The organism is Leisingera sp. JC11, assembly GCF_040704725.1.
Taxonomy (GTDB): domain Bacteria; phylum Pseudomonadota; class Alphaproteobacteria; order Rhodobacterales; family Rhodobacteraceae; genus Leisingera.
Genome location: NZ_JBFCVS010000005.1, coordinates 229,070 through 253,838 on the forward strand (window position 1 = coordinate 229,070; position 24,769 = coordinate 253,838).

The window sequence follows — 24,769 nt, forward strand, 5'->3', positions numbered from 1 at the left end:
TGCGAAATCCGCAAATGCGGGCGAAAGTTCCCAGATGTTGGGAAAGCTCGGCCTTGGCGGAAAATTGAGTCTCGCATTCATTGTCATTGCGGGGTTGCCGACCCTTGCCGGCATTCTTGGCCTGGTCGAATTGCGGGTGCTAGCGCGCCGCCAGGCAGAGGTGATCAGCCAAACCATACCGGCCATTGCCGAAGTACGCGGCATGGCAGAGGAAAGCACCCGTATCATTGCCATCGCCCCGGAACTAGCCGCAGTCACAACCCAGGCGGAACGGGCGAACCGGGCGCAGTTTCTCTCCGATCAGGTCGAAGCGCTCACCCGGCGGCTGGACGCGCTGGAGCGCGGCGGCATTGCCGGGTCCAGCCGTCTGCGGGATACGGTGAAAGATGCGGCACGGGTGCTTGCGCTGCTCGATGAACTGGTGGAAACCCGCATCGCGCTGCACAGCCGGCTCAAACAGCTGACAGAGCGCAACCTGACCGCCGCGAACAACCTGTTGAGCATGGCTGACACCCTGGTTGCCAACGCCGAAATGGGAACAACGGCTGTCATCTCAAGCCTGTACAGCCCGGGCCGCTCAACTGTTGAAGAGCAGGCCCGCACCGACTTGCTCGATAAGCTGATCGAAGTTGACCTGTTCCAGCTAGGCCTGATGTTCGAACTCAGGTCGCAGACCGCGGAAATCGGGCTGCTGATCAACCGGATCGAAGAGGCCGGTACCGAAATTGATCTGAAGGAGATTGAGTCTGCGCTGACCAGCCGCCTGGACATCGTTGCCCGGCGGATCAAGGCGATCCGCGATCCCGGCCGCCGCCAGCAGGCAGGAGGCTATGCCACACAACTGCAGACCGTGCCGGAAGGCGACGCCGGCCTATTCGGCCTGCGTGCCCGAATTCTGACCACTGAGGCCCGCATCACCGCGCTTAAGCGGGAACTGCAAAACACCGCGCTGCGGCTAGGAGACGAGGCCTCTGCCGTCGCCGATCAGGCGCAGGCGCGGGCGATCAGCTCGGGCAATGCCGCCGCCGCGGACATTCAGCGGGCACAGCTGCGCAACGGGTTTGCTGCCATCACCGGGTTCCTGCTGTCGCTGGCCGTCCTGTGGTTCTATGTGCGCGGCAGCCTCACCCGCCGCCTCAACCAGCTGGCAGGAACCATGGCAGCGCTGATGCGCGGCCAGCTGGACCATCCGGTGCGCCCCCGGGGCCAGGATGAAATCGCCCGCATGGAAGAAGCCGTCGAAGTCTTCCGCCAGCAAGCAATCGAAAAACTGGAACTGGAACGGGTGCGGGACCGCAACGAACAGGAGCTCAGGGAGCACCGCAACAACCTGCAGACCCTTGTGAATGAGCAGACCGAGCGTCTGCAGGAGGAGGTCGAAGCCCATGACGAAGCGCGGCAAAAGGCGGAAGCGGCTGATCAGGCGAAGTCCGAATTCCTCGCCATGATGAGCCACGAAATCCGCACGCCGATGAACGGCGTGCTGGGCATGCTGCGCAGCCTTTCGGACGAGGGCCTGCCGCCCAAGCAGATGGAGCGTCTGCGGGCGGCGCTGACTTCCGGCCAGAACCTGCTGAAAATCCTGAACGACATCCTGGACTATTCGAAGATCGAAAGCGGTGCGCTGAAGCCTGAGATCACAACTTTTTCGCTGCGCGAACTGGTGAGCGACATCGTCGTGCTGTTGCGGCCCGGCGCTGATGCCAAGGGCGTCCCCTTATGGCTCGACGCACCGGAAGAGGTGCCCGACGTGGTGGAGGGTGATGCTGCCAAGCTGCGGCAAATCCTCTTCAACCTCCTGTCCAACGCGTTGAAATTCACCGATGAAGGCGAGGTCATCCTGCGGCTTCGCACAAATGGCGATGCCGGCGGACACCACCGGGTGACCTTTGAAGTGAGCGACACCGGCAAGGGTATCTCGGAAGAAGCCAAGACGCGCATCTTCGAGGCATTTGAGCAGGAGGACACGGAAACCGCCCGCAAGTTCGGAGGCACCGGGCTGGGCCTGGCGATCAGCAGGCATTTCGCTCAGGCCATCGGCGCCCGCCTGTCGTTGGAAAGCACCAAGAATGTCGGCTCCGTGTTTACCCTGGCAGTTGAGCTGACCCCCGGCAACCCTGCGGATCTGACGCCGGAGGATCCGCCGGCTCCGATCAGACACTCCGGGAACTCGCTGTCGGTCCTTGTCGTGGAGGACAATGAGATCAACCAGATGGTCGCGCGCGGGTATCTGGAGCGTATGGGCCACAGCTGCCAATGCGCGGGGAGCGCGGAAGAGGCACTGGCGCTGCTGCCGGATAACCAGTTCGACCTGGTGCTGATGGACGTGAATCTGCCCGGCATCAGCGGCACCGAAGCCACCCGCCGCTTGCGCGCAATGCCGGACCCGCGGCTGTCCAAACTGCCTGTCATCGGAATCTCTGCGCATGTGCAGGAAGAGCAAATCGAAACCCACCTGCAGGCTGGGATGAATGGTTTTGTGGCCAAGCCGGTCTCCCCGGAACGCCTCGCTAACTCGCTGCAAAGCGTCATCCAGGGGCGCGAAGGCGCGGTCTACCTGTCAGCCCGCCAGGCGCCTCCCGAACAGGACAGGCACGCCAGCCTGCTGCGGCAGATGCAGGAGAACATACAGGACCTGGGTGCGGAGCGGGCCTTAGAAATAGCCGCACTCTTCCAGCAGGAACTGCCCAGGAGCGTCGAGAAGATGAACGCGGGCCAGGCGGCGCAGGATCTTGCCCGTTTGGCGAAGGAAGCCCACCGTGCAAAAGGAGCCGCCAGTAGCTTCGGGCAGCAGGACCTGGCCAGTCTCCTTGCAAAACTGGAGGAAGCTGCCGCCAATGGCCACCGGTCAGCCGCCGCGGAGTGCATGCGCGAGTTGAACACACTGGCTCCGCAAGTGCTGGAGGTCCTGTCTGGCGTCTTGCGCGATTGCGGCCATCAGCCCAAGGGGGCTGTAAACACGTAACCTTCGCCATGCACCGTGGTGATGATCCGCGGGTTTGCCGGCTCCTCTTCCAGTTTACCGCGCAGGCGCCGGATCAGCACATCCACGGTTCGCGGGTTGGCGCCGTATTGCCGATGGGTGACCCGGCTCATCAAGGCGTCGCGCGACGCGACCTCGCCCGCCCGGCTGATCAGCATGTCCAGCACTTCGAACTCCGCCCGGGTCAGCGGGACGCTGTCACCCTCTACGGTTTGCAGGTGCCGCGCGGCAACGTCGAACCGGAAATTGCCGAACGTATAAACCCGTCGCGCCAAGCGCCGCGCCTCTTGCGTGCGGCGCAGCAGATTCTTCAGCCGGGCCAGAAGTTCGCGCCGGTTGAACGGTTTGCAGACATAGTCGTCCGCGCCAAGCTCCAGCCCGACTATTCTGTCGACTTCGTCATCCCGGCCGGTCACCAGAATGATCCCCATCTCGGATTTGGCCCGCTGTTCCCGGGTAATCTGCAACCCGTCTTTGCCGGGCAGGTTGATGTCGACCAGTAGCAGGTCAACGTCCCTTGCTTGCAGTATCCGTTCCGCCTCCTCGGCGGTTTCAGCCTGGGAAACTGAATAGCCTTGCGCATCCAGGTAGCTGGCGAGGGTGCTCCGGGTAACCGGTTCGTCCTCGATTATCAGAATATGCGCCATGCAGGCCCCGCCCTGTCAATTTTCCCGCCAGTTAACAAATTTTAACATAAATAGCCAGCCTGTTCATCCCTCCGGGCTGACCTGTTCACATCTGCTGCCTAGCCTCCGTTCCCGAAAGCACGGCTTTCAAACAGCAAAGAGGCTCAGGCCACCTGGACCGGGGCTGCGAAAACAGGGAGACACACATGAAATTTCGGAAACACCTGATGGCCAGTGCGGCAGCCATGGCGATGGCAGCTCCGATGGCGATGGCTGAGGATTCCTCTGATCCCATCATCATTCCCATCCACAACTGGTCGAGCCAGATCGTGATGAGCCACGTTGTCGGCCAGATCTTCGAATCGATGGGCAATAGCGTCGAATACGTTTCGACCGACAGTCAGGCGGTCTATGAATCGGTGCGTCTGGGCGACGTCACTCTGGAACTGGAAGTCTGGGAAGGCGCCTTCGGCAAATCCTTCAACGAAGCCCTGTCGAAGGGCGGCATCCACGACGCCGGTGATCACAACGCCGTCACCCGCGAGGACTGGTGGTATCCGGCCTGGACCAAGGAAGCCTGCCCCGGCCTGCCGAGCTGGGAAGCGCTGAACGACTGCGCCGCCGCCTTTGCCACTCCGGAAACCGGTGACAAGGGCCGCTTCCTGGGCGGTCCCGTCGACTGGCTCAAACATGACGCCGAGCGTGTCGAAGCGCTGGACATGAACTTCACCGTGGTGAATGCGGGCTCCGCATCGGCCCTGTGGGCTGAAGTCGCTGCGGCCGAAAAGACCCAGAAACCGGTGGTGATCTTCAACTGGACCCCGAATTTTGCTGAAGCCGTCTGGCCCGGCGAATTTGTCGAGTTCCCGGCATGGGAAGACGGCTGCGACAAGGATCCAGCCGTCGGGCCGAACCCGGATGCCACCTATGACTGCGGCAACCCGGCAAACGGCTACCTCAAGAAGGCCGCTTGGGACGGCATGAAGGACAAATGGCCGGCCGCCTATGAAACCCTGACCGAAATCAGCTTCACCAATCCGCAGATCGCCGAAATGGCCAAGCTGGTCGATATTGACGAGATGGAGCCGGAGGACGCCGCCGCTGAATGGCTGGAAGCCAACGAAGACGTCTGGAAGCCCTGGACCGAATAAGCCCCTCACCTTCCTCCTGTGTGCCGGGGCGGTCTGCTGCCCCGGCGTCTTTGCTAAAGAAAGTTAAGCCATGACCGCCGCCACCCCTGTCATTTCCTGCAAGAACGTCTGGAAGCTGTTTGGCGCCAACCCGGAACAGTACCTGAAGTCTCTGACCGGCAACCCGGGTTTTGATGAAATCCGCCAGGCCGGCTACATCGCCGCGGTGCGGGACGTTTCCCTGGATATTGCCAAGGGGGAGATGCTGGTAATCATGGGGCTGTCCGGCTCCGGCAAGTCGACTTTTGTACGCTGTCTTTCGCGGCTCATCGACATCACCGGCGGCGTGGTCAAGGTCGAAGGCCAGAACATTGGCGAGATGACCGAAAAAGAGCTGATCGACCTGCGCCGCAACAAAATGGGCATGGTGTTTCAAAGCTTTGGGCTGCTGCCGCACCGCACTGTGCTGGATAATGTCGCCTTCCCGCTGGAAATGCGCGGACAGGACCGGCATGCACGCCGTGCCCGCGCACTGGAAGTGATTGAGCTGGTCGGCTTGTCCGGGCGCGAGGACTATTTCCCGCGCGAGCTGTCAGGCGGTCAGCAGCAGCGCGTCGGCATCGCCCGCAGCCTGGCGATCGAACCCGATATCTGGTTCCTGGACGAGCCCTTCTCGGCGCTGGACCCGCTGATCCGCCGCGAGATGCAGGACGAATTCCTGCGTCTGCAAGAGATGCTGGGCAAGACCATTGTGTTCATCACCCATGATTTCGATGAGGCGCTGCGCCTTGCCGACCGCATCGCCATCATGAAGGACGGTGTTGTCGAGCAATGCGATACCCCCGACCAAATCGTTCTGAACCCGGCCACGGAATATGTCGCCAAGTTCACCGAGGAAATTGAGAAATCCCGCGTGGTTCACGCTGGCGTGCTGGCGCGCGAGGTGAACGGCCACAGCCTGACAGGCGCACCGGTCGGCGACAAGCAGACGATTTCCGAACTCGCGCGGCTACTGGTCAATGACAGCCGCGACTTCCTTCCCGTGGCCAACAATGCGGGTGCCCTGGTCGGCGCCATGAACCGGCAGGAAGCACTCGACGTGCTGCTGGGAGAAGGATCATGACAGACCAGACGATGATACTCGCGGGCAAGCCCCAGACCTGGACACGGGCGAGGACGGGCTGGGTTATCTTCGCCACTGCCTGCCTGCTGGCCCTCGGCAATTCTATTCTGCCCGCAGGGCTGGTGCGTCCGCCGGAGTGGCTGATCCTGCCCTTCGCAGACTGGATAAACGCGATCTTTGTTTTTGTCCGCGATGATCTGGGCCTTCTTTACCTGACCCGCGCCTTTGCAGATGGGGTCGAATGGCTGCTCGATGTGACCGCCAACCTGCTTTATGGCAAGAACCGCTGGCCCCGCGTCGGCCCCATTCCGTGGACCGCGATTGCCAGCATCGGCTTCGTCATCGGCTATGCCCTGCAGGGCTGGCGCCTGTCACTGCTTACCGGCGGCACCTTTGTCTGGATTGCCGTCATGGGGCAGTGGAAATGGGCGATGGAGACCCTTTCCGTGATCGTCGTCGCCGCGCCTTTCTCGATCTTGTTCGGACTGATCATGGGCATCCTCGCGTGGCGTTCCAAGACCTTCGAGCGGATCCTGAATCCGGTCCTCAACATCGCGCAAAGCCTGCCGCATTTCGCCTATATGATCCCGGTCGTGGTCTTCATCGGCGTCGGCCCCAAGGCAGGCGCGATTGTCACAATCATCTTCTCGGTGCCGCCGATGATCCGCATGTCGCTGCTCGGCCTGCGCAAAGTCCCGCACGAGGTGATCGAAAGCGGCCATATGTGCGGCTCCACACGCTGGCAGCTTTTGCGACACGTCCGTATCCCCACCGCCCGAACCGAGATCCTGGTTGGTGTGAACCAAGTCATCATGCAGTGCCTCGCCATGGTGGTGCTGGCCAGTTTCATCGGCATGCCCGGCCTCGGCCAGAAGCTGCTTCAGCTCTTACAAGCCCTGAAGATCGGCCGCTCCGTCGAGATCGGCATCACCATCGTGCTGCTGGCCGTCATGCTCGACCGCTGCACCAAGGCCTGGGCGACCAAACAGCCCGAGCATTTCGAGAAGGGCACCTCCTTTGCCGTCCGCAACAAGTTCCTGCTGATCGGCGCGGGCCTGTCGCTGGCCTGCCTGGTGCTGGCACAGTTCATCCCGCTGATGGACCAGATCGGCCGCCGGGATGCCTTCACCATTTCCAAACCGATCGACGCGGTTGCGGACTGGTTCATCGTGCTGATCGACCCGGTTACCCAGTGGCTGCGCTGGTTTCTGATCACCTGGGTGCTGATCCCGATCCGCGATGCCTTCCTGTGGATGCCCTATGCCGCCGTGCTGGCGCTGCTGGCGGCGGCCGGCTGGGCCATTGGCGGCCTGCGCTCGGCGCTGGTGTGCCTGACCTTCTTTGGGCTCATCGCCATCTCTGGCTGGTGGGACCGCGCCATGATCACCGTCTACACCGTGGTGGTCGCGGTCTCGATCGCCGCGGTGATGGGCTTCCCGCTGGGGGTCTGGGGCTCCTTCAACGAGAAGCGCGCAAGCATCGCGCTGCTGATCTGCGATACGCTGCAGACCTTCCCCAGCTTCATCTACCTGATCCCTGTGGTCATGCTGTTCGGCGTCAATGACGTGGCCGTGGTCGGCGCAGTCGTCCTGTTCGCCGCGGTGCCCCTGGTGCGCTACACCATCGAAGGGCTGCGGCAGGTGCCGGGAACCCTGATCGAGGCTGCCGACATGTCCGGTGCCACCCGGATGCAGACCCTGTGGAAGGTGCGGTTGCCGATGGCGCTGCCGACCATCATGGTCGGTGTCAACCAGTCGGTGATGTTCTCGCTGTTCATGGTGATCATCGCCGCCTTCATCGGCACCCAGGATCTGGGCCAGGAAATGCAGCGGGCGCTGTCCTCAACCGATGTGGGCAAAGGCTTGGTGCTGGGGCTGGCCGTCGCCTTTATGGGGCTGATGGTGGACCACTTGGTGACCACTTGGGCGCGGTCCAAGAAAGAAGCGCTGGGACTGGAGTAAGGTCATGACCGTTCATTCCAGCGACTTCGGCCCCGCCCCGCTCCGCCGCATCGGCTTCCTGCTGTTCCCCGGCTTTCCAATGGCTTGCCTGACCGCAGCCGTGGAGCCCCTTCGGGCTGCCAATGAAATCGCTGGGCACCAGGTGTTCTCCTGGGCCCTGGTGACTGAGACCGGCGCGCAGACAGCGGCTTCCGCAGGCATGCCGTTTGTCGCAGACTCCAGCCTGGCAGACACTGATGGGCTGGACTGCCTGTTCCTGCTGTCCGGCCCGGAAGCGGAATTTGAAGACCCGGTCTCAAGCCCCGGCCGGTTGCGCTATTTGGCCCGCCACGGCGTCACGCTCGGCGGGGTGTCCGGCGGTGTCTTCCCGCTGGCCCGAAGCGGAGTTCTGTCCGGGCGGCGCTGCGCTGTCCACTGGTGCTACCGGACTGCCTTTGAAACTGCCTTTCCGGATTGCACTGCGGTGGACCGGCTGGCCGTGCGCGACGGTGCGGTTCACACGGTTTCCGGAGCTTCGGCGATGTTCGACCTCTGCTTGGAACTGATCTGCCAAGCATTGGGCGAGGCGGCAATGAATGAGGTTGCCTGCCTGTTCCAGCACCCTGTCATCCGCAGCGGCAGCGTCCGGCAGAAAGTCCCGGTTCTGCAAAGCGGCCGCACCGTCGATCAGATGCCGCCAGCGGTCAAACAGGCGATGTCGATATTCTCGGAAAACGTCGAAACACCTGTCGGCATCCGCGACGTCGCCCGCATGGCCGGAATCTCACCCCGGCAGTTGGAGCGCAGCTTCCGCACCGCCACCGGTCTCAGCCCGGGCGAATACTACCGCCGCCAGCGCCTGAAAGCGGCCCGGCAAATGGTGCAGTACTCCTGGGACAGCATTTCAGACATCGCCCATGCTGTCGGCTATGCCAGCTCTTCGACGCTGACGCTGCACTACCGCAAGTTCTACGGCGTCACACCGGTTCAAGACCGCAAGCAGACTTTCCTTCCCGATACCCGCGGGCCGGTTCGAGGCAGCCCGGCTATGCACTAGTAACCGGTACAGACGGCTTAACCGGCTTCTGTGCAGTTCCCTGCGCAGTGCCGGTCCTGCCCGCATTGACATTATCCGGGCACAGCAAAAAAGGCGGAGCAAACGCTCCGCCTTTTTGGAAGGCTTGTATCCCGGTTCTACAAGGCCGCAAGGTCCCTCAGGAACAGGGCAATCCCGGGCACGTAGATCAGCAGCGCAGTCATCAGCGCCAGGATCAGGAAGAAAGGCAGCGTGCCGCGGATTACCTGCAAGTAGGGTTTGTTGAAGATCGCAATCGCGGTGAAGATATCGCATCCGAACGGCGGCGTTGCCGATCCGATCGCCATCTGCAGCGTGATCATGACCCCCACCAGCACCGGATCCAGGCCGGAGGCGTCGATGATCGGCACGAAAATCGGCGTCAGGATAACCAGCACCACCAGCGAGTCGACGAACATGCAGCCAACGAAGAAGCACAGCGCAATGATGAACAGGATGTACTCGTGCGAAGCGCCGTCGAGATTGAGCGGCTCCAGCAGCCCCTGCGGCACCTGCTCAAAGGAGATGTACCAGGAGAAAGCCTGCCCTGCGCCCACCAGGATGAAGACAACAGCGGTAATCAGACCGGTGCTGAGAGCGGAATCCAGCACGTCATTCAGCTTCAGCTCCCGGTAGATCACGCATTCCACGATCAACGCATAAAGCACCGAGAAGGACGCCGCCTCGGTTGGCGTCACCGCGCCGGAATAAATGCCGCCGACGATCAGAACGGGAAAGCCAAGCGGCAGGATCGCCTTCTTGATCGCCGCCCGCCGCTCAGCGCCAGAGGCTTTGGGAACCAGCGAGATCAGGTCGCCCTGCCAAACGCTGTAAAAGTAACAGTAGACCGAGAACAGCAGCGCCAGCACGATGCCAGGGCCGATGCCCGCGATGAACAGCTCGCCGACACTGGTATTGGCCAGAGTGCCATAAAGGATCATGCCGATGCTGGGCGGGATCAGAAAGGCGATGTCGCTGGCGTTGATGATCAGCGCCATGACAAAACTGTCCTTGTAGCCGGCCTTGAGCAGCCGCGGCCGCATGATCTGGCCGATCGACACTACGGTGGCCTGGGTCGATCCGGAGACCGAGCCGAACAGCGTGCAGGCAATACAGGCGGTGATCGGCAGCCCTGCGCGGCGGTGGCCCACATAAGCCTGGATCAGCCCCAGGAGGTTGTTGGCAGTATGGCCCCGCGCCATGATGTCGGCGGCCAGGATGAACATCGGCACCGCAATCAGCGCATTGGGGGAAATCCCCGTCACCATCTGCTGGATCACCACACCTGTGTCGCTTTGCGAGAAATGGACCAGACCGATCAGCGTCGCCGCCACCAGCGGCACCACCATCGGGTAGCTGAGGAACAGCAGCAGAACCATCGGCGCCACCAGCGCCGCGGTGATGACATAGGTATCCAGCTCACCCGCAAGGATATCGTTCAGAAAGTCCATATCAGACCCCGATTTCTTCGGCTTCGCCGTCTTTGATTTCGTATGAAAGCCAGGTGCCCTCGTGGGTGAGGTTCATCAGGAACGCGATCAGGTACTGCAGCCCTGCCATCGCCAGGCCGACGGGGATCACCGCATAAATGATGTAAACCGGGAACTGCAGCGCCGGGCTCAGCCGGTTCACCGCCTTGATTTCCAGAACATAGAACACCGCCTGGTACGCCAGGAACAGCAGGAGCGCACTGGTGGTGAAGGTGATCAGCATCATCAGCATCTTGCGCCCGCGCGGCGGCAAGGTGTCGTAGGCCGCGGTCATCCGGATGTTGCGCCCCTTGCGCACCGCATAGGCGAACCCGACAAAGGTCACCGCGACAATCAGGAACTGATTCAGCTCCTCCGAGAAGAACAGGCTCTTGCCAAAGCCGTAGCGGCCAATGGCGTTGGCGGTGGAATTCAGCATCATCAGCAGGATTGCCAGGATGATGACGGTCTTTTCGATGAGTTCGGTGCCTTTGCTCAGGGCAAGCAGCAGGGTTTTCATTTCTCTCTCCCCCGCGCGCCGCCGGGGACGCGCACTCCAAGGAAAGGCGCGGTCCTCCCTCCCCGGGAAGCCGCGCCCTCCAGTTTCAGAAAACCGTATTAGTTGGCGGCCGCGACGTCTGCGAGCACGCCTTCCAGGATCGCCTTGGCGCCGTCGCGGGCGCTGGCTTTCTCTGCGTCGCCGTAAGCGTTTTCGACAACGGTGTAGAAGGTTTCATGCAGCGTGGTGCTCAGCTCTTCGAACACTGCACGCTCTTCCTCGGTCAGCACGACAACTTCCAGGTCCGGGCGCTCTGCCTTGATCTTCTCCATGTTCTCGGCGTTGATGGAGATCTGGTAGTCATGCGCCGCCTGTTCCGCTGCAGCAATCGCGGTGCGGACCATCTCCTGCTGCTCGGCCGGCAGACCGCTGAACCATTCGCTGTTGGTCGACACGGTGCCAACATATGGCTGCTGGCCCGGGAAGATCAGGTAGTCCTGCACTTCGTGCCATTTGGCGTTGTAGATGAAGTAGACAGGGTTCACCATGCCATCGACGGTTTTCAGCTGCAGCGCGCCATAGACTTCGCCCCAGGACAGCGGCGTCGGGTTGGCGCCGAAAGCCTTGTAGGTTTCCACCGGAATGGTTGAGGTGAAGGTGCGGATCTTCTGGCCGTCGAAATCCTCCGGGGAGCGGATCGGCTTGTTTGCGCCCCAGGCCATCTCGCCTTCGGAGATCATGGTGAGCAGCTTGAGGTTCACCTTTTCGAACTTCTCGCTCAGGCCTTCATAGATCGTCGGGCTGGTGGTCAGCACTTTGCGGATCACATCGGTGTCGCCGCCCAGCACATAGGGCAGATCCAGGACCTGCGCCTCGGGGACGTAGGAGCCGAGGTGGCCGGTGCCGACGGACACGAACTGCACGGTGCCCTTGGAAGTCAGCTCAACGATGTCATTTTCGGTGCCCAGCTGGCCGTAGTAATAGATGCGCACCTTGATGTCGCCGTCCGACTGCTCCTTGATGCTGTCGGCAAAGGCCTGGGCAAAGATATCCTGGACGTCGCCCTTGTCCTCTTCGGAGGCGAATTTCCAGGTGTCTGCTGCAGCAGCGGTTGCCAGGCCGGCAATCAGCACTGCCGAGGACAGCAGCTTGCGGGTGAAATTGGTCATATTGGGGTCCTTTGATGTCCGCTCACGCGGCGCCTTCTGAGATGATGACAAGGGGGCGGAAATCCTTGCCGTGGGTATCGGGGAGTGCAGCCTTGCACAGCGCGGCGTATCCGGCAGCGCCCGAAGGGGTGGTTTCGATGCCGAGGTCAGTGACCGCGCGGGCAGCCGCCTCGCCTTCTTCCTCCGACAGCGTCACATAGGACACGCCGGCCTTTTCCAACGCCTGCCAGGCCACGATCGAGGGTTCCTTGCAATCCAGCCGCCCCATATTGGAGTCGGGGCCGTCAGCACGGGTTGGCGCGCCGGCCTTGTGGCTCGTCTGAAGACAGGATGCGGCTTCCGGTTCGACCACGATTAGCTCGGGCTGCTGCGCCCAGTTGTGGCGGATCATATAGGCCATGGCCGCAGCCAGGCCGCCGACACCTGCCTGAAGATAGACATGGGTGGGCCAGTTGCCGGAGGCTTCGAACTCAGCCCGCATTTCCTCGGCGATGACGCAATAGCCTTCCATCACCCATTTCGGAATTTCGGTGTAGCCTTCCCAGGTTCCGTCAGCCAGAAGCACCGCACCGCTCTCCTCGGCGTCGGCAATCGCCGCGGCAACGCTTTCATCGTACACATCACCGGAGCGCACCACTTCGGCACCCAGTTCCCGCAGGCGCCCGGCAAAGCTGTCCGGAACGGTCTTTGCCAGATGGATGCGCGCCTTGGCACCCATCGCACGCGCACCTGCTGCAACGCCCATGCCGTGGTTGCCGGCACTTGCGCAGACAAAGGTATGAGCGGCGGCAAAGGCGCGGACATCGCTGTCCTTCAAACGTTCCAGTGCCAGCGCCTCGCCTGTCTTCTGCTGCCAGGCCTGCGCCAGGATCCGTGCAACGGCATAAGGTGCACCAAGCGCCTTGAAGGCGCCAAGCCCCATCCGGCCGGTTTCGTCCTTGGCCAGGACGGTGACGTCATTCGGGCCGCGCAAAGAGCGCAGCGGCGATACTTCGTAATTCTCCTGCGCCCGGAAAAATTCCAGTGCGCGGTCGAAGGCCGGAGAAAAGCTGAGAGTTTCTGCATGTTCCATAGCCAGGAAATTACCACAGGCCGATTGCTTGAATTTTTCATCAACAGCGGTATGGTCGAGAAAAATTCTCTAATGGGATGGCAACAACGGCGGGTTTGACTCATGACGACCAATCTGGATGACGCCGACCTGACCATCCTGCGCCTGCTCCAGAAAGACTGCCGAATCGGGCTGGAACAGCTGGCGCAGGATTGTTCCCTGTCGGTCCCCTCCGTGCAGCGCCGCCTGAAGAAACTGCGGGAGTCGGATCTGATCCAGCAGGAGGTCGCAATCCTCAACCCGGCCCGCTTCAGCTACAAGATGACCTTTGTTGTTCTGGTCGAACTGGACCGGGAGTCGCTGGATCAGCTGGATCACTTCCGCAAGCGTGCCAAGGCCGACCCCCAGGTGCAGCAATGCTACTATGTGACCGGGGACGCTGATTTCATTCTGATCTGCACCGCCCAGGACATGCAGGACTTTGAGGCCCTGACCCACCGGCTGTTCTTCGAGAACTCAAATGTCCGCCGGTTCCGCACCTCGGTTGCGATGGAGCGAACCAAGGTGGGCATGGCGCTGCCGATCTGAGCAGCCTCGTATCGAGCCGCCTCCTGCAGGCATTCTCTGCCCACGGCCCCCCCCGTTGGATTGCAGGATGCTTTTAGTGGCCATAACCTTGAGCTTGCTGGCGATTTGGCCGGGCTATTGCGGATTGCGGCCGGTGCGAAGGGCTCAACTGCACGAAGCGCCTAATAAAGCTCTATCATATGGCGAGGCCAAGACGCAGACGCTGCCCATGTCCATAGCCACAGTGCTCCTGCTCCAGGACGCGCAGCCTCCTGATGCGGGTTAGGCCGGGAACAGCCGGGCATGCTTGAAATCACCTGAGGCAATGCAATTCGGTTTCCCATGTTTCCTGCGCAGGGCTGCACATGCGAACGCCGTGAAAGGCTGCCTTACGCGCATTCCTGCCGGATGTGCTTAGCAGCGCCACCGATAAGTCCGGGGCCGGTTTGGGCTGCGTTCTGCCGTTTACACCTGTGGCATCCAGCCTGCCTGACAATGATTGATGCGCTTCCGCTAATCGGCAGCTCCCCATAGGTAGTGAACAAAGGCTCAGAGCCACCATTGGCCGATGGCTGCAATCTCCTCGTCAGTCCACCCGAAATGATGGGCGAATTCGTGAATAACAACATGCGCGATCAAATCGTCCAGCTCGACATTGCCGCGATCCTGCCATTCCGCCAGGATCGGCTGCCGGAAAAGCCAAACAACATCCGGAGGCGGCGCCATGTCGAGAACCGATTTCTCGGTCATGGGAATGCCCTCGTAGAGCCCTGTCAGTTCATACGGATCCGCAAGACCCAGATCGTCCAGCATGTCGGGTTCAGGCCACTCGGCTATGCGCAGAATGACGTTTTCTGCAGCAGGCCGGAATGCCCTGGGCAGAGAAGCTAAAGTGGCGCGAGCGATCTTCTCAAAGTGGTCAAGGTCGTGCTGCATGAACTGTATATGGTTTATTGGAACGGTGTAGTGAACAGCGAACTGAGAGTGTTAGGTCCTTAACCCTGGCTTGAACTATGGTCTCCTGCGGCCTCAAGCAGACATTCGCCCTAACCTCGCGATGCTGCGCTGCAGTTGCTTGAAGAGGACATTGGTCCACACGGCGATCTCTCAGTCATCAAGTGACATCAGTGCGGGACAAGGCAGCCGAATTGCGCGCGTCCACTCCGGTGATCCTGGGTTCGCAGCTCAGCAATCAGCTCTTTTACCTGGGCGATCCCGGCAGCTGCATTCCGCCAATCCTTGGGCGTGAGACCAAAGTCAGTTGCAGGCTAGGGTACTGAAATGACAGTGTTAACAAGCCCGAACTCAAGACTCAGCATTGAGGCTGACTTCAAATCTCCTACCACTACAAATCTCTGTCTTGGCTCGGCGATCGGCTGTATCGTGACCGATAGGCGCGGCTGAAGACCTCCGCATTGTCATAGCCGCACTCCGTCGCGATGTCCCCAACAGGAAGTGTCGTGTTGCGAAGCATGTCGCGGGCTTTAGCCAGTCGTAGCCGCACGAAATATGACGTCGGTGAGCTGTGAAGATACCTATTGAACAGCCGGTTGAGCTTCCACACCGGAATCTCCAACTCGCGCGCAATTTCCGAGATGCGCATCCCCCGCGACAGGTTTGACGGCATGATGGCCACCGCGTCGCGAGCCTCCTGCGGAATGCTCTGCGGGATCGCCTGCGGCATCCAGCCAGCCACCGGAGGATCATAGGTAAGGATCTGCGCAACCCGTTGCGCCAGGCGCTGGCTGGTGAAATGCGCAATCAGGGCAAGCGTCATATCCAGAGTTGCGACCCCGCCCGCGCTCGAGAACCTCGGCGGGGAAAAATCGAACATCCGGTCCACAAACAGGCTGTCTGGGAACTGCCGGTGAAAGCCGGCAATGGCTTCGGGATGTGCGGCCGCGGGCCTGACCCCGAGCAATCCGGCCCTGGCAAAGACAAGCGCCCCTGTATCGACACAGCCCAGCAGGCATCCTTTCCGGTCCAGACCGCGCAGCCAGGACAGGGCCTCAACCGTCGAGGACCGGTCCGGCTTGTAAGAGGACAGGAGGATGGCGGCATCCGGGGCCTCCCCGGGAAGGGCGGTGGTGTCCAACGGGATGCCGCTGGAGGACTGGCAGATGCCGCCCTTATCCGAAACGGCCAGCCATTCAAAGCTTTGGCGTCCAAGCTCCCGGTTTGCGACCCGCAAGGGCTCCGTGATGAGCGTGAGTGACAGGATCGGAAACCTGTCCGCCAGGAGGAGCGCAACTTTGACCATGGCGCAACTGTAATCTGCTGCGAGGTTTACGTCATCTGGTATCAAGCGGATGAGGTCTGCAGCCCGTATGCTCAATTCATGCAAGGGAGGTTTGTGCATGAAGGACATGGAACAGCATCCAATCACACCCGATTTCGACGTTTGGCCGGTGACGGTCCCGCCCGTGGCAGCCCGGCCAGAGAACGGCGCTCTTGCGGTGGAATGGTCTGACGGTAAGGTCAGCCGGTATCACCCGTTTTTTCTGGCCGAGAATGATCCCTCGCCGGAAACGCTGCACCCGCTGTCGCGGGAAACCACGCTCTCTCCGCTCGACCTGCCCGCAGATCTGGCCGCCCTCTCCGCGGAAATCGAACCGGATAGCGCAATCGTGGTGCATTGGTCCCACGGCCGGACCGCCAGCCGGTTCCATCCGGGCTGGTTGCGCGGCAATGGCTGGTTCGGCGACGAAACTGAGCCGGTGACAGAGGTGCTCTGGACCGCCGCAGATCAGCCCGAACCGCCGACCTTTGACGGCCCGGAAGCCCTGCGTGATCCCTCGGCATTGCTGGATTGGCTGACTGCGCTGAGAGATTACGGTGTGGCCCGGCTCGAAAACCTCCCCAATGAGGACGGGCTGCTAATGCGCATCGCCGAACGCATCGGCCCGGTGCGGGAATCGAACTTCGGGCGCATGTACACGCTGGAAATCAAGGACGATCCTGACAGCAATGCCTTCACCTCCGCTGCCCTGATGCAGCATATCGACATGCCGACGCGGGAGTGCCCGCATGGGGTCCAGTTCCTGTTCTGCCGGGATAACACGACCAGCGGCGGTGAGGGCATCTATACCGATGCCTACCGCATTGCCGCCGACCTTGCCGCGGAAGAGCCGCAGCATTTCAAGGCGCTCTGCGAAATCGGCTGGACCTACAACAACCGGTCGAGGACCAGCAGTTACAAGGCCACCGGTCCGGTGATCGAGCGCAGCAAGTCCGGCCGGATCACCGGTATCCGCTACAACACCTGGCTGCGCGCGCCGCTGGTTGCCTCGCTGGCAGACCAGGACCGGGCCTATCGCAGCTACCGCGCCTTCACAGCGCGGGCACAGGACCCGAAGTACCAGATGAAGTTCGCTTACAAGCCCGGTGATCTCCTGGCCTTCGACAACCGCCGGGCTTTGCACGGGCGTAACGGCTATGACGCCCGCGGCGGCACACGCTTCATCGAGGGCATCTACTCGGACCGGGACGATCTGCTTTCTGCCATCCGGTCGCTTGAACGTTCACTCTCCAAGGAAAAGACAACATGAACATTGCAGCCAATGTAACCCCGGCCTCGTGCAGCAAGGCCGAATGGCAGGCCCGCGTGGAGCTTGCCGCCACATTCCGCATCCTGGCCCGCTACGGCATGTCCGACCTTGCCAATGGCGCCGTCGCAGCCCGCGTGCCAGACCAGCCCGATCACTGCCTCGTCCACCCCTACGGCATGTTCTGGGAAGAGGCGGCCGCATCGGCGATGATCAAGATCGGCCCGGATAGCCTGCCCGTGGACCCGGACGGGCCATGGCTGAACGACGGGGTGCAGAACCTGTGCCAGTGGATCTTCGGCTCCCGCCCTGAAACCATGTTCTTTGTCCACGGCCATGAGGAAGAAGTCATGGCAGTCGGCTCCATCGAGGATGGCTTGCTGCCGCTGAACCAGCCCGCGATTTACCTAGGCAACCTAACGGGATACATCGAGTACGAATTCGACGAAGACGATGCCTTCGGCGAGCATTTCGTGGAGACCCTCGGCCGGCACCAGATCCTGATCAGCCGCAATCACGGGTACTACGCGCTTGGCACCACGGCAGCAGAAGCGTTCTTCCGGGCGTATTTCCTGCGCCAGACCTGTTCAACGCAGATCAAGACCCTGTCCATGGGACGGGAGCTGCACCTCATCGACCCGCAAAAGGTCGCGCGCTACCAGGACCAGATGGCAAAATCCGAGCACTACAACTACGACGGCCGGACTGAATGGGCTGGGTTGATCCGGATGCTCGACAAGCAAAGCCCAGACTATGCGCAGTGACCGCGCATAAGGAACTGAATGCGACCGGCGCCCCAGCCAACTATGCTGGGGTGCCAGGGCTTGATAGCGCAATGCCTTCTATTGGCCGCCACTTCCTGATTTTCTTGAGTAGAAAACTAAGGACCAGAGCCGCCTTCACATCCGGCCCGAACCTGCCGTTTGGCGGATCCCCCTGAAGCGCCTGCCCCGCGGCTGCCCCCAGCCTCTCCCTGCGCTACCGGGAGCTGATCGCGAACCACGTCCGGTCGCAATACGCGCCGGAGGTGAGGCGGGAGATCAAACAACTGTATTTCGTTCAGCTTCCGGTCCGGGCCTTTCTTTTCGAAGGCCGGATTTCGTCCTCGGCAATCAGGGTGCTCGCATTGCTCGCGCTGGTGAGGGCCTGGACAAGCTTGGGCAGCGGCGCAGCGGGTTTCACTACAAACGGTCCTTCGGAACCACGCTGAAGGGCGGATTTCAAACCGCCAATTTGCGGCAGCTTGGTCAAAGAAGCTAGACGCGGGACCGGTCGGCCGTTTGCTGCGTTTGCGGCCTGGACTGTCTCGGAAATCTGCTTCGCGCCTTACCTTTTAACAATTGGCCTTCATCTGATGCCGCGGTGGTATTCGCAACAGGGCTGCCGTCCAGCTTCAACCTGGTGTACGCAGCAGCGCATTACTCCAGAGGTTTGCTTTCATCAAGGCAGGCGTACCGCAAATCTTGGGCAAACAGGTCCACTGCGTGCCTGAGAACATGAACCCGGCGGGTTGCGAGATAAAAGGCCGAGTTCCATCGCATTTGGCTGTTCCTGATTTCCCGGAACTTGCCTTCTGCAACCCGTCTGAGGGCGAAATGTGTTGGCAATGGTCCCAGAAAATGACCCGTTTCGATGAGCATCGCCATGGCCTCCATGTTGGCCACGACCGCCATCGGTTCAGGCGATCCGAGTTCCGGCGATACCAGCATATCATATGAACGCTGGCAAAGCTGATACCGGCCGATGGTTTCAAGACCGATTTCACTGTCCGGTTCGGCGAACAAAGGATGTCCCTGCGCGCAGTAGAGTCTGTGCTCTTCACTGCATAGTTCTGAATACTCCAGCTCTGGCACCTGGTTTCGGAATGGCGCCACGGCAACATTCAATTCACCGCTGATCAGCTGCTGTGTCAGGTCCGCGGGGGACGCCACAACAATTTCGATCCTGACTTCATTCGGGCGCGCGAGGAAACGCTGCAAAGCATTCACGAGTTTCAGGCTGGGAAGGCTGTCGATCGCATCCACGATGCCGATCCTCAGATCTCCGGCGATGGTATTCCTCAGTTCCAGCAACTCGGCGTCGAAGTCGCGCGCACTGCGCAGAATGTCGCGGGCTTTCTGATAGGCGATCTCGCCGCGTTCCGTCAGGCGGAAGCCACCACGGCCACGTTCGCAGATCCGGTAGCCCAGCGAGGTTTCCAGGTCGCGGATACGGATGCTGATAGCGGATTGGGTGACGCCAAGGGCGTATTGCGCATCAGAAAAACCGCCGCACTCAACGACGGTGACAAAGGTCTCCAGCAGTGTGTTGCGCAACAGTTTCATGGCACGGCTCTTTTGTGGCTGACGCTGGCTTACATGAAAATTTCTTATGCGAAGATAATCAATGTAATATTTTTCAAACATTCGGCTCATGCTGAGGTGTCCTCCATTCCCGTCAACCATGCCAACTGGGAGGAGACCCGCATGGCCCTTAGCTTGAAACACCTGAAAACCACCGCCGCCGCCGCGCTGCTGAGCCTGGCGCCCGCCGCCGTCTTTGCCGAGGACTGGAAATTCGCCATCGAAGAGATTCCGGGCTCGATCATGGACGCCTATGCGCAGGAGTTCAAAAAGCGCATCGAGGCAGCGACCGATGGCGATGTGACCGTGACCGTCTATCCGATGGGCACGCTCGGCACCCCGACCGAGACGGTGGAGCAAGCCGCCGATGGCATCATCCAGCTGACCAACGTGTCGATCGGCAACCTCGGCACCATCGTGCCGGAAAGCCAGGTGTTCCTGCTGCCCTATCTGCTGCCCTCCGATCCGGCGGCGATTTCGAAGATCCTCAGCAACTCGAACACCATCTACGGCCCGCTGAACGAAGATTTCCAGAAACGCGGCCTGGAAATCATGACCATGTATTCCGAAGGCCCGCAGGTCTGGACCACCAACCGCGAGATCCGCACGCCGGAGGACTTCGAGAACTTCAAAATGCGGGTGATGGTGTCGCCGATCCTGCTGGAAACCTACAAGAACATGGGCGCCAGCCCGACCCCGCTGCCGTTCGGCGAGGTGTTCGGCGCGCTGCAGCTTGGCGCGGTGGACGGTCAGGTGAACCCGATCCCGACCATCGAGGAAATGAAGTTCTATGAAGTCACCAGCCATCTGATCTGGGCCGGCGAGCAGGAACTGGTGACCACCGTGGTCGCAGGCTCCGACTGGTTTGCCACCCTGAGCCCCGACCGCCAGCAACTGGTGCGCGACACCATGGCGGGCATGACCGGCTACATCAACGGTGTGGTCACCGACTTCAACCAGCAGCGTCTGGACGTGATCAAGGACGCCAAGCCGGACATCGGCCTGGTGGTGCTGACCGAGGAAGAGCGTGACGCCTTCCGCGCCCGCTCGGGCGATACCGCAGGGGCCTATGTCGAGACCGCAGGCACCCGCGGCCAGAAGCTGCTGGACGCGCTGCAGGCGGAACTGGCGGGCAGCTGAGCCCGCTTCCGGCCCCGCACCGCTTTGCGCGGGGCCAATCCAGGGGAGGATATCATGCTACATGCCAAACCCGCTCCCTTCGGCCTTCTGGGCAAGATTGATGGCGCCATCGGGCGTGCCGAAGTCTGGATCCTGGGCTGGGGGATCATCCTGATGGCCGGCAACACCATCGCCAATGTCTTTGGCCGCTACGTGTTCAACCAGTCGATCTATTTTTCCGAGGAGCTGAACGAGTTCCTGATTGTCATCGTCACCTTCATGGGGCTGGGCTATGCCACCCGCAAGGGCATCCATATCCGCATGTCGGCGGTCTATGACGCGCTGCCGGTGAAGATGCGCAAGGCGTTGATGGTGGTGATCGCTTCCACCACCGCGGTGATGATGGGACTGCTGGCCTGGTACGCGCTGGAATATGTGCAGAAGGTCGCCAGCCGCGGCCGTATCACCCCGGCGCTGCAGCTGCCCCTTTACCTCACCTATGTCTGGGTGGTGGTCGGGCTGGCGCTGACCGCGCTGCAGTACCTGCTGACCGCGCTGCGCAACATGAACTTCTCAGAAGCGGAAATCTATGTCTCCTACCTGGAGGTGGACAGCTACGAAGACCCGGAAACCGCCGCAGCCATCCAGCGTTATGAAGAGGCCGGCGGGGAGAAAAAGCCATGACCGAACTGATGCTTGCCGTGATGATCCTGCTCTTGCTGTCAGGGTTTCCGATGAAGATGCCGCTGATCTCGGCCGCGGTGCTGGGCTTCCTCGTCTACTTCCCGGACATGAGCCTGCAGATCCTGATCCAGCAGATGATCGGCGGGGTGAAGCCCGCGGCGCTGATTGCGGTGCCGATGTTCATCCTGGCCGCCGACATCATCACCCGCGGCCATTCCGCCAACCGTCTTATCGACGTGGTGATGAGCTTCATGGGCCATATCAAGGGCGGCCTGGCGATTTCCGTGACCTCGGCCTGTGCGCTGTTCGGCGCGGTCTGCGGCTCGACCCAGGCGACCGTGGTGGCAATCGGCGGCGCGATGCGCCCGCGGATGCTGAAATCCGGCTACAAGGACAGCTTTGCCATCGGCCTGATCGTCAATGCCGCGGACCTGGCCTATCTGATCCCGCCGTCCATCGGCATGATCATCTATGGCGTGGTCTCGGGCACCTCGATCTCGCAGCTGTTCATCGCGGGCATCGTGCCGGGGCTGCTGATCGTGGTGCTGTTCTCGGCCTATTGCATGGTCTACGCCTACCGCCACGACATCCCGGTGCTGCCGCGCGAGGGCTGGGGCCAGCGCTTCACCGCCATGCGCCGGGCGCTGTGGCCGATGGGCTTTCCGGCGATCATCGTGGGCGGCATCTATGGCGGGGTGTTCTCACCCACCGAGGCGGCTGCGATCTGCGTGCTTTATGCGGCGGTGCTGGAGGTGCTGATCTTCCGTTCCGTAAAACTGCGCGACCTCTGGGACATTGCGCTGTCGACCGGCGCCATCACCTCGGTGGTGTTCATCCTGATTGCGGCGGGTGCGGCCTTCAGCTGGACACTGAGCTTTGCCCAGGTGCCGCAGCAGATCATCGCTTCGCTGGGGCTGGATGAGGCCGGGCCGCTGATGGTGCTGGTGGCGGTGAACCTCGCCTTCTTCCTCGGCTGCATGTTCGTCGACTCGATCGTGGTGATCCTGATCCTGGTGCCGATCTTTGCCCCGATGATCAAAGCGGCTGGCCTCGACCCCGTGCTGGTCGGTGTGCTGATCACCCTGCAGGTCGCCATCGGTGCCGCAACCCCGCCGTTTGGCTGCAACCTGTTCACCGCCATCGCGGTGTTCCGCCGCCCCTTTGTCGAGGTGGTGCGGGGCGTGCCGCCCTTCCTCGTCATCCTCTTGCTCGTGACCGGCCTGCTGGTCGCCTTCCCGCAAATCGCCCTGTTCCTGCCGGAACTGGCCTATCGTTAAGAAAAACGGAGAATCAACATGTCTGCACACGGTTACGAATCCGGCCGCCTGAACCTGCCCTTTGTCGGCATCGCCACCTTCGGCAAGAAACCCTATGTCGAGGATTGGGACAACATCGACGCCGACGTTGCGATCCTGGGCGCGCCGTTTGACTTCGGCTGCCAGTTCCGCTCCGGCGCGCGGTTCGGCCCGCGGGCGGTGCGTGAGGCCTCGACGCTGTTCAGCTTCGGCCACGCCGGCGCCTATGACCACGAGGACGACGCCACCTATCTGGGCGCGGACGTGCGGATCGTCGATCTGGGCGATGCTGACATCATCCACACCAAGACCGAGGAGAGCCACGCCAATATCGAATACGGCGTGAAGAAGATCCTGGACGCGGGCGCGCTGCCCGTCACCATCGGCGGCGACCATTCGATCAACATCCCCTGCATCAACGCCTATGCCGAGGACTGCGAAAAGAACGGCCCGATCCACGTGATCCAAATCGACGCGCATCTCGACTTCGTCGACGAGCGCAAGGGCGTCACCGATGGCCACGGCAACCCGATGCGCCGCGCGATCGAGAAGGACTACGTCTCCGGCATGACCCAGCTGGGCATCCGCAACGTGTCCTCGACCGCCAAGGAAGGCTACATCGACGCCCGCGAGCGCGGCTCTGACATCCTGTCGGTGCGCCAGGTGCGCAAGCTGGGGAAGCACGCCGTGCTGGAGCGCATCCCCGAAGGCGCACGCTATTACGTGACCATTGACATCGACGCATTCTGCCCCTCGATTGCGCCCGGCACCGGCACCCCCAGCCACGGCGGCTTCCAGTATTATGACGTGCTGGAGATCCTGCAGGGCCTGTCCAAGCGCGGCGATGTGGTGGGGATCGACCTGGTGGAGGTCGCCCCGGCCTATGATCCGGCTGAGAGCACCCAGATCCTGGCCGCGCAGCTCTTGTTGAACTTCATCGGCTTCATCTTCCACAACAGGGCCTAGGTCTCCTCCCGCTGCGCCTGCATTCGCAGGTGCAGCGTAAGCCTGGCGCGTCTACCAAAATAGGCGCGCCAGGACTGAAGCGCCTCGGCAAATATTTTTCTATGGAGAACGTGTTTTCCAATCCCATTCCCCTCCTTGTGCTTCCACAGTTGCCGCACGCAAGAAGCGCCCCCTGGGGCGCTATCGTCTAAAATTGTTTTTTTATTTTGGTTGCGCGAGCTCGCAACCACCGTTGCAGAACACGGCTTTGCTGCCGTGTTTAACCGACTGATGTCGGATAAGCGTTTTTCCGAACTTTGCGAATTTGGGACCGGCAGGAGGTCTGTGCCAACCTGCCCGGCTCAAAGCCGCCTTTAGATTACGTCACTTCAGATTGAAGCTACTGAGCCTTCTCGTTGCTTATCTGCACCTCGACGCCAAATAGACTGCTTCTTCCCGTGACCGACCCCTACCAAGATTTGGCAGAAGCCAACCAAGTCCGCCGAAACACAGCGATAACCTCGTGACGACGCGGTGCCTTCATATTTCCTACGTTTGATTAGACATGTCCTCACTCGACATGGCGATTGCGATCCTTTTCAATGGTAAATATACGGCGAGCTTGTAGTTGTGCATTTGTTGGCAAATGCTGTGGTTCTTTCGTCGCTTATGGCGTTGAGGTTTCGGCGGGGAGTGTGCAAATGAACGCGAATGACATTGTCGGCAAGCTTTGGCGAATGTGCTCCATCCTGCGCAAGGACGGCATCACCTAGTCAGCAATATGTCACCGAACTGACCTACCTCCTGTTCCTCAAGATGATGAGGGAACTAGGCAGGGAGGAAGACGTCCGCAACGACCGCAAAATCATTTGCATCCCCAAGGGCATGCGCTGGGCTGGTCTCGTTGGCGAAAACGGGCTCGATCAGCTACAGCTCTATCGCGAAATGCTCACCGTGCTCGGCAATCTCAGAACACGGGTCAACAAAGAGGGAAATATTGTTGAAGCCCCAGTGAAGGATATTACCAGCGACGAGGCACAAAATCGCCAGAGGGCATATGACAAGGCCGATCCGCTGCCGAGTACCGTCCAGGCCATTTTGCCAACTCGGCAACTTTCCTGCGTGAACCAGCGAACCTCAAGGACCTAGTTGACCAGATCGACAAGCTTCAATGGTTTACCGACGAGCGCGACCAGTTCGGCGACCT

General features: G+C 61.1%; 21 protein-coding genes. 13 read left to right on the forward strand and 8 right to left on the reverse strand.

The features are described from left to right. The first annotated feature begins 34 nt into the window (after positions 1-34). Positions 35-2,965, forward strand: a complete 2,931-nt coding sequence (gene torS, locus AB1A62_RS07940) for a TMAO reductase system sensor histidine kinase/response regulator TorS (RefSeq protein ID WP_366660973.1) — start codon at positions 35-37, stop codon at positions 2,963-2,965. Here torS and AB1A62_RS07945 read toward each other — a convergent pair. Next, on the reverse strand, positions 2,938-3,630 hold the full coding sequence (locus AB1A62_RS07945) for a response regulator (protein ID WP_366660974.1): 693 nt from the start codon (positions 3,628-3,630) through the stop codon (positions 2,938-2,940). The two genes, torS and AB1A62_RS07945, sit on opposite strands and share 28 nt — an antisense overlap. A 185-nt stretch (positions 3,631-3,815) precedes the next feature. On the opposite strand from AB1A62_RS07945, the gene AB1A62_RS07950 reads away from it, so the two are divergent. The 4 genes from AB1A62_RS07950 (at position 3,816) to AB1A62_RS07965 (ending at position 8,859) form a co-directional block, all read left to right on the forward strand. Continuing rightward, on the forward strand, positions 3,816-4,760 hold the full coding sequence (locus AB1A62_RS07950; protein WP_366660975.1) for an ABC transporter substrate-binding protein: 945 nt from the start codon (positions 3,816-3,818) through the stop codon (positions 4,758-4,760). Positions 4,761-4,830: 70 nt separating this feature from the next. Next, on the forward strand, positions 4,831-5,862 hold the full coding sequence (locus tag AB1A62_RS07955; RefSeq protein ID WP_366660976.1) for a glycine betaine/L-proline ABC transporter ATP-binding protein: 1,032 nt from the start codon (positions 4,831-4,833) through the stop codon (positions 5,860-5,862). Beyond that, entirely contained in the window at positions 5,859-7,823 is a 1,965-nt protein-coding gene (locus tag AB1A62_RS07960) for an ABC transporter permease subunit (RefSeq protein WP_366660977.1), read from the forward strand. Before AB1A62_RS07955 ends, AB1A62_RS07960 begins: the two co-directional genes overlap by 4 nt. Positions 7,824-7,827: 4 nt before the next feature. After that, positions 7,828-8,859, forward strand: coding sequence for a GlxA family transcriptional regulator (locus AB1A62_RS07965; protein WP_366660978.1), 1,032 nt, complete (start codon positions 7,828-7,830; stop codon positions 8,857-8,859). 137 nt (positions 8,860-8,996) lie between these two features. Here the strand turns inward: AB1A62_RS07965 and AB1A62_RS07970 are convergent, their stop codons facing one another. The 4 genes from AB1A62_RS07970 to AB1A62_RS07985 form a co-directional block, all read right to left on the reverse strand. Then, entirely contained in the window at positions 8,997-10,328 is a 1,332-nt protein-coding gene (locus AB1A62_RS07970; protein WP_366660979.1) for a TRAP transporter large permease, read from the reverse strand. 1 nt (position 10,329) lies between these two features. Then, a complete protein-coding gene (locus AB1A62_RS07975; RefSeq protein ID WP_366660980.1) occupies positions 10,330-10,866 on the reverse strand; it encodes a TRAP transporter small permease in 537 nt (178 codons plus the stop codon). A 98-nt stretch (positions 10,867-10,964) separates the two neighbouring features. Next, on the reverse strand, positions 10,965-12,014 hold the full coding sequence (gene dctP, locus AB1A62_RS07980) for a TRAP transporter substrate-binding protein DctP (RefSeq protein ID WP_366660981.1): 1,050 nt from the start codon (positions 12,012-12,014) through the stop codon (positions 10,965-10,967). A 22-nt stretch (positions 12,015-12,036) separates the two neighbouring features. Then, the gene (locus AB1A62_RS07985) at positions 12,037-13,086 is read right to left on the reverse strand and encodes a diaminopropionate ammonia-lyase (protein ID WP_366660982.1); all 1,050 of its coding nucleotides are present in this window, start codon (positions 13,084-13,086) and stop codon (positions 12,037-12,039) included. A 102-nt stretch (positions 13,087-13,188) separates the two neighbouring features. Between AB1A62_RS07985 and AB1A62_RS07990 the strand changes: the two genes are divergently transcribed. Next, positions 13,189-13,653 (forward strand): Lrp/AsnC family transcriptional regulator, encoded by a 465-nt coding sequence (locus AB1A62_RS07990; protein ID WP_366660983.1) that lies wholly within the window; start codon positions 13,189-13,191, stop codon positions 13,651-13,653. Positions 13,654-14,181: 528 nt separating this feature from the next. Here the strand turns inward: AB1A62_RS07990 and AB1A62_RS07995 are convergent. Together AB1A62_RS07995 and AB1A62_RS08000 are read right to left on the reverse strand one after the other, a co-directional pair. Then, entirely contained in the window at positions 14,182-14,568 is a 387-nt protein-coding gene (locus tag AB1A62_RS07995; RefSeq protein WP_366660984.1) for a metallopeptidase family protein, read from the reverse strand. A gap of 409 nt (positions 14,569-14,977) precedes the next feature. Further along, positions 14,978-15,892 (reverse strand): helix-turn-helix domain-containing protein, encoded by a 915-nt coding sequence (locus tag AB1A62_RS08000; RefSeq protein WP_366660985.1) that lies wholly within the window; start codon positions 15,890-15,892, stop codon positions 14,978-14,980. Positions 15,893-15,989: 97 nt separating this feature from the next. On the opposite strand from AB1A62_RS08000, the gene AB1A62_RS08005 reads away from it, so the two are divergent. Both AB1A62_RS08005 and AB1A62_RS08010 read left to right on the forward strand, forming a co-directional pair. After that, positions 15,990-17,180 carry a TauD/TfdA family dioxygenase gene (locus AB1A62_RS08005; protein ID WP_366660986.1) on the forward strand — a complete coding sequence of 397 codons (1,191 nt, stop codon included), beginning with the start codon at positions 15,990-15,992 and terminating at the stop codon, positions 17,178-17,180. Then, on the forward strand, positions 17,177-17,941 hold the full coding sequence (locus AB1A62_RS08010; protein ID WP_366660987.1) for a class II aldolase/adducin family protein: 765 nt from the start codon (positions 17,177-17,179) through the stop codon (positions 17,939-17,941). Before AB1A62_RS08005 ends, AB1A62_RS08010 begins: the two co-directional genes overlap by 4 nt. A 654-nt stretch (positions 17,942-18,595) precedes the next feature. Here AB1A62_RS08010 and AB1A62_RS08015 read toward each other — a convergent pair. Beyond that, positions 18,596-19,582 (reverse strand): LysR family transcriptional regulator, encoded by a 987-nt coding sequence (locus AB1A62_RS08015; protein ID WP_366660988.1) that lies wholly within the window; start codon positions 19,580-19,582, stop codon positions 18,596-18,598. 60 nt (positions 19,583-19,642) lie between these two features. Between AB1A62_RS08015 and dctP (AB1A62_RS08020) the strand changes: the two genes are divergently transcribed. The 5 genes from dctP (AB1A62_RS08020) to AB1A62_RS08040 all read left to right on the forward strand — a co-directional run bounded on the left by dctP (AB1A62_RS08020) (position 19,643) and on the right by AB1A62_RS08040 (position 24,711). Further along, positions 19,643-20,659, forward strand: a complete 1,017-nt coding sequence (gene dctP, locus AB1A62_RS08020) for a TRAP transporter substrate-binding protein DctP (protein ID WP_366660989.1) — start codon at positions 19,643-19,645, stop codon at positions 20,657-20,659. Between the two features lie 54 nt (positions 20,660-20,713). Beyond that, positions 20,714-21,322, forward strand: a complete 609-nt coding sequence (locus AB1A62_RS08025) for a TRAP transporter small permease (protein WP_366660990.1) — start codon at positions 20,714-20,716, stop codon at positions 21,320-21,322. Further along, positions 21,319-22,599 carry a TRAP transporter large permease gene (locus AB1A62_RS08030; RefSeq protein WP_366660991.1) on the forward strand — a complete coding sequence of 427 codons (1,281 nt, stop codon included), beginning with the start codon at positions 21,319-21,321 and terminating at the stop codon, positions 22,597-22,599. Before AB1A62_RS08025 ends, AB1A62_RS08030 begins: the two co-directional genes overlap by 4 nt. Before the next feature lie 18 nt (positions 22,600-22,617). Beyond that, positions 22,618-23,583 carry an agmatinase gene (speB, locus tag AB1A62_RS08035; RefSeq protein WP_366660992.1) on the forward strand — a complete coding sequence of 322 codons (966 nt, stop codon included), beginning with the start codon at positions 22,618-22,620 and terminating at the stop codon, positions 23,581-23,583. Between the two features lie 690 nt (positions 23,584-24,273). After that, entirely contained in the window at positions 24,274-24,711 is a 438-nt protein-coding gene (locus AB1A62_RS08040; RefSeq protein ID WP_366660993.1) for a hypothetical protein, read from the forward strand. The last annotated feature ends 58 nt before the right edge of the window (positions 24,712-24,769 follow it).

Excerpts from the sequence above, each read along its gene's own strand:
- dctP (WP_366660981.1), bottom strand. The coding sequence starts at position 12,014 with ATGACCAATTTCACCCGCAAGCTGCTGTCCTCGGCAGTGCTGATTGCC.
- AB1A62_RS07995 (WP_366660984.1), bottom strand. The coding sequence starts at position 14,568 with ATGCAGCACGACCTTGACCACTTTGAGAAGATCGCTCGCGCCACTTTA.
- speB (WP_366660992.1), top strand. The coding sequence starts at position 22,618 with ATGTCTGCACACGGTTACGAATCCGGCCGCCTGAACCTGCCCTTTGTC.
- AB1A62_RS07975 (WP_366660980.1), bottom strand. The coding sequence starts at position 10,866 with ATGAAAACCCTGCTGCTTGCCCTGAGCAAAGGCACCGAACTCATCGAA.
- AB1A62_RS07990 (WP_366660983.1), top strand. The coding sequence starts at position 13,189 with ATGACGACCAATCTGGATGACGCCGACCTGACCATCCTGCGCCTGCTC.
- AB1A62_RS08015 (WP_366660988.1), bottom strand. The coding sequence starts at position 19,582 with ATGTTTGAAAAATATTACATTGATTATCTTCGCATAAGAAATTTTCAT.
- AB1A62_RS08040 (WP_366660993.1), top strand. The coding sequence starts at position 24,274 with ATGACATTGTCGGCAAGCTTTGGCGAATGTGCTCCATCCTGCGCAAGG.
- AB1A62_RS07945 (WP_366660974.1), bottom strand. The coding sequence starts at position 3,630 with ATGGCGCATATTCTGATAATCGAGGACGAACCGGTTACCCGGAGCACC.
- AB1A62_RS07960 (WP_366660977.1), top strand. The coding sequence starts at position 5,859 with ATGACAGACCAGACGATGATACTCGCGGGCAAGCCCCAGACCTGGACA.
- AB1A62_RS08005 (WP_366660986.1), top strand. The coding sequence starts at position 15,990 with ATGAAGGACATGGAACAGCATCCAATCACACCCGATTTCGACGTTTGG.
- AB1A62_RS07970 (WP_366660979.1), bottom strand. The coding sequence starts at position 10,328 with ATGGACTTTCTGAACGATATCCTTGCGGGTGAGCTGGATACCTATGTC.
- AB1A62_RS08030 (WP_366660991.1), top strand. The coding sequence starts at position 21,319 with ATGACCGAACTGATGCTTGCCGTGATGATCCTGCTCTTGCTGTCAGGG.
- AB1A62_RS07955 (WP_366660976.1), top strand. The coding sequence starts at position 4,831 with ATGACCGCCGCCACCCCTGTCATTTCCTGCAAGAACGTCTGGAAGCTG.
- AB1A62_RS08010 (WP_366660987.1), top strand. The coding sequence starts at position 17,177 with ATGAACATTGCAGCCAATGTAACCCCGGCCTCGTGCAGCAAGGCCGAA.
- torS (WP_366660973.1), top strand. The coding sequence starts at position 35 with ATGTTGGGAAAGCTCGGCCTTGGCGGAAAATTGAGTCTCGCATTCATT.
- AB1A62_RS07985 (WP_366660982.1), bottom strand. The coding sequence starts at position 13,086 with ATGGAACATGCAGAAACTCTCAGCTTTTCTCCGGCCTTCGACCGCGCA.
- AB1A62_RS08025 (WP_366660990.1), top strand. The coding sequence starts at position 20,714 with ATGCTACATGCCAAACCCGCTCCCTTCGGCCTTCTGGGCAAGATTGAT.
- dctP (WP_366660989.1), top strand. The coding sequence starts at position 19,643 with ATGGCCCTTAGCTTGAAACACCTGAAAACCACCGCCGCCGCCGCGCTG.
- AB1A62_RS07965 (WP_366660978.1), top strand. The coding sequence starts at position 7,828 with ATGACCGTTCATTCCAGCGACTTCGGCCCCGCCCCGCTCCGCCGCATC.
- AB1A62_RS07950 (WP_366660975.1), top strand. The coding sequence starts at position 3,816 with ATGAAATTTCGGAAACACCTGATGGCCAGTGCGGCAGCCATGGCGATG.
- AB1A62_RS08000 (WP_366660985.1), bottom strand. The coding sequence starts at position 15,892 with ATGGTCAAAGTTGCGCTCCTCCTGGCGGACAGGTTTCCGATCCTGTCA.